At 63.5% G+C, this 3,686-nt stretch carries 2 protein-coding genes and 1 pseudogene; 2 read left to right on the top strand and 1 reads right to left on the bottom strand.

Annotation, left to right across the window (positions count from 1 at the left end; translation table 11 throughout):
- Positions 1-453: methyltransferase (locus JF886_RS02440; protein ID WP_337309253.1), on the top strand; the 453-nt coding region annotated here is incomplete at its 5' end.
- A 111-nt stretch (positions 454-564) separates the two neighbouring features.
- Positions 565-1,712: pseudogene (locus JF886_RS02435) on the top strand (IS3 family transposase).
- 492 nt (positions 1,713-2,204) lie between these two features.
- On the opposite strand, the gene JF886_RS02430 reads toward JF886_RS02435, so the two are convergent.
- A complete protein-coding gene (locus JF886_RS02430) occupies positions 2,205-3,257 on the bottom strand; it encodes a methyltransferase (RefSeq protein WP_337309251.1) in 1,053 nt (350 codons plus the stop codon).
- Between the last annotated feature and the right edge of the window lie 429 nt (positions 3,258-3,686).

The following is a 3,686-nucleotide window of genomic DNA, read 5'->3' as shown; positions in this document are numbered from 1 at the left end:
GTCCTCATGAAGTATCCGAAGATGCGGGGGGTGCTCTTCGACCAGCCCCATGTAGTAGCCAATGCCGAGCAGCTGTTGCGGGATGCCGGGATCACGGAGCGCTGCGAGGTTGTGGGTGGGGACTTCTTCGCGGCGCTGCCGGAGGGGACCGACGCCTATATCCTGCGCGCGATCCTGCACGACTGGGAGGATGCGGAGGCAACGGCGATCCTGGCGACGTGTCGGCGGTCGGTTGGTGCAGCGGGACGGCTCCTCGTGATTGAGTGGGCGGTCGATCCGCCCAATGAGGGGCGCGACGGCAAGTTCTCGGACCTGAATATGCTGGTAGCGCCGGGTGGGCAAGAGCGCACGCGGGAGGAATACGCCGCACTCTTCGCGGCGGCCGGATTCCGGCTGACGGAGGTCTTCCCGACCGCCGCCGGGCATGCCGTTATCGAAGGTGTCCCGGCGTAGCCACGTTGCGGACGCGATCCATTGTCATCCCGATCGAGTTGTGCCGTGTGGAGTGAACCCCCGAAATGAGACAATAGGTTAAGGTGGCACTCTCAGCACGGGAGGTCACCGATGACCAGGCATCGCCGTCAGTTCACCCGCGAGTTCAAGCTCCAAGTCATCCGCGAAGTTGAGGCTGGCAAGCCCCTCGCCCAGACCGGCCGCGAGCACGAACTCCATCCCAATCTGATTCGCAAATGGCAGGCGCAGTACGCCCAGTATGGCCAGCAGGCCTTTACGGGGAGCGGGAAGGCGTACAGTGACGAGGCCAAGATCGCCGAACTCGAGCGCCTGATCGGCCAACTCACAATCGAGAATGCCTTTTTAAAACGGCTGTTGGCGCGCCTGGAGGCCAAGCAAGCCGCCGGGAAATGAGTCAGGCCATCGCCCGGGACGCGCCCCCGGGCCAGATCCGTCGCCTATGCGCGGCAGTCCATCTCCCGCGTGCCACCTTCTACCGCTACCGCGACAGCGGTGAGCCGATTGATCCCGACATCGCGTTACGCGATCACATCCAGCGGACTGCCCTGGAGTTCCCGGCCTATGGCTACCGGCGCATCACAGCACACCTTCAGCGCGCGGGCGTCGTCGTCAATCACAAGCGGGTGCTCCGCCTGATGCGCGAAGACAACTTGCTCTGTCTGCGCCACCGGCGCTTCGTCGCCACGACCGATGCCGCCCACGGCTGGCCGGTCTACTCGAATCTAGTCCCCTCTTTGACGCTGACGGGGATCAATCAACTCTGGGTCGCGGACATTACGTACGTGCGTTTGCCCCGCGAGTTCGTCTACCTGGCCGTCATCCTCGATGCCTTCAGTCGTCGCTGCATCGGCTGGTCACTCGACCGTCACTTGGATGCCATCTTGACGATCACAGCCTTGCAACGGGCGCTCGCCGCGCGGGCGGTCGCCCCCGGCTTAGTGCATCACTCCGATCGTGGCGTGCAGTATGCCAGCCACATCTACACTCAACTGCTCGAAGATCGAGGCATCCAGATCAGCATGAGCCGGCGGGGCAATCCTTACGACAACGCCAAGGCGGAGAGCTTCATCAAGACGCTCAAGTACGAGGAGGTCTACCTCAACGACTATGAGACCCTGGCAGAAGCGAGAGCCTCGATCGATCATTTCCTCAGGGATGTCTATAACGAGAGGCGCCTGCACTCGGCACTCGGCTACATGCCACCGGTCGAGTTCGAGCAGAACCTGTTCCCGCCATAACCTGCCCCTCTCTCTTTGGGGACCGTTGAGAGGCGGGCAAGCGGACCGAGCGCCTCGAAGGGCGGGAAGATTGCGAGCTCGCGGCGCGCGAGGTGTTTAGCATGCCGAAGCTGCCCGTCTTCGAAGCGCTCGTGGTGCTGGAAGCACTGGAGGAAGCGCAGTAGGGATTGAGGCATCTGCTGCGGCAGGGCAATCGCATCTAAATTCGGCCCATCCGCACTTTCTTCGGTAAATGGGCTTTGGGCCGATGATTCGTATGCTCCGCTGCCCTTCGTGACGAAAACCAACAATTCGGGTCGATGCGTTGCGAGGCAACGGTCACGAAACGTAGGGGTACGGGGCAATGCTCCTGAGAAACATCGGAAAATGCCCCTCAAAATTAGTGCGATTGCCCTGTCTGCTGCGGCTCGTCATACGACGTTGCCTGCGGAAGAGTCATATACTCATGCGTCGACTGGCACGGGATAGATGAACCCGCCTCGAACCACCACCTCAGGCCGACACTCCCTCGTACACGCTGTAGTGCAGCGTGTCACCGAGCGGGACGACGGCGCTCAGTCGCAACCCGGACGCGGCGAAGAGCGCGCCGTATTCTGCCTCGGTGCGCTGGATTCCGCCCACGTTGACCAGCATCTCCATATCGAGGTGCAGTTCCGCCATGGCCTGACGGTAGTCGGGCGCGATGGCGCGTTCGAGCACGAGTACCTTGCCGCCATCCTCCATCGCCCGCCGACAGTTCGTCAGGATCGCCGCCGCGCGGGCGTCGTCCCAATCGTGGATGATCTGGCGCAGGACGTAGGCATCGCCGCCCGGTGCGACCGTCGCGAAGAAATCCCCGCCGACCACCTCGCAGCGGTCGGCAACGCCCGCCACCTCCAGTGCCGGTGCCGCCCCCGCGACCACCTCGGGCAGGTCGTATAACACGCCACGCATCGCCGGGTATGCCTGGAGGACCGTCGCGAGCAGCAAGCCATGGCCGCCTCCCACATCGACGAGGCGCCGGACGCCGGATAAGTCGTATGCCCGCGTGATCGCGTCGCCCGACCGTGCCGTGTTACTCGTCATCGCCCGATGGAAGAGCTCCCTGCTGTCGGGATGCTCGCGGAGATAGTCGAAGACCCCCATGCCATGGACATGGTCGAAGGCGGTCTCGCCGGTCCGTACGCTGTGCAGCAGGTCGCCCCACGGCTGCCACTCGAACCGGTCCAGCGCCATGAGCGCCATCGGGCTGATGGACCCGGGAGTGTCCGTGCGGAGGCCGACGCCGAGCGCGGTCAGACCGAAGCGACGCGGGGTGACCTCGTCGAACAGCCCCACGCCCGTGAGGAAACGCAGGACGCGGTAGAGCGCGGGCTCGTTGGCCTCCGTCGACCGCGCCAGTTCGTCGCTCCCCTTCGGGCCATCCGCCAGCAGGTCGGCGATGCCGAGCTTGGCGACGACGTAGATCGCGTGCGACACCCGGTAGCCGCCCACGAGTTGGTACAGCTGCTGAATCTGCGCAGGCGAGGGGGATCCGAGTGTGTCTGTGGCGACATTTGCGTCCATGGGTGGTCCTCCGGTACGACGTGCCGAGCGTCACGGGGATCGTGCCCGCAGCCTCGGTCATCTCGCTGCATCGGCAATTGTCGACATACGCTTCGGGCTGTGCCGCTACTATACCATCACCGGTCAACCGCTCCATCAGATTAGCGACTAACAATGCAGATCCGAGGAGTTACCCACGAGAGTCTTCACCAAACACGCCCTGAGTGTGCACCGCAGCGGGGAACTTTGAGACGCATCGTCGCAGACCCGGAAGGCACGGCGGGATTCGGACTTTCGATACTCGGGCCCCTTGAGCGTTTCGTGGAACACCCGTACAATCGAGAATGTCTGCCATCCGTCCTCGGTTATCGCCCGCCGACGGAGTTCGCGCAGGCGCTGTACAGTTGGGTCCCACCTTAACTTGTTGTCTCACTACTGGGGTGCAGCCCA

The sequence above is a fragment of the Candidatus Aeolococcus gillhamiae genome (assembly GCF_016464765.1).
Taxonomy (GTDB): domain Bacteria; phylum Chloroflexota; class Dormibacteria; order Aeolococcales; family Aeolococcaceae; genus Aeolococcus; species Aeolococcus gillhamiae.
The sequence above is the reverse complement of the archived record's forward strand: the minus strand, read 5'-3'. Positions and strand labels throughout refer to the sequence as shown.

What these genes read in the sequence shown, in the direction of transcription:
- JF886_RS02430 (WP_337309251.1), bottom strand. Translation starts at nt 3,257, where the DNA reads ATGGACGCAAATGTCGCCACAGACACACTCGGATCCCCCTCGCCTGCG.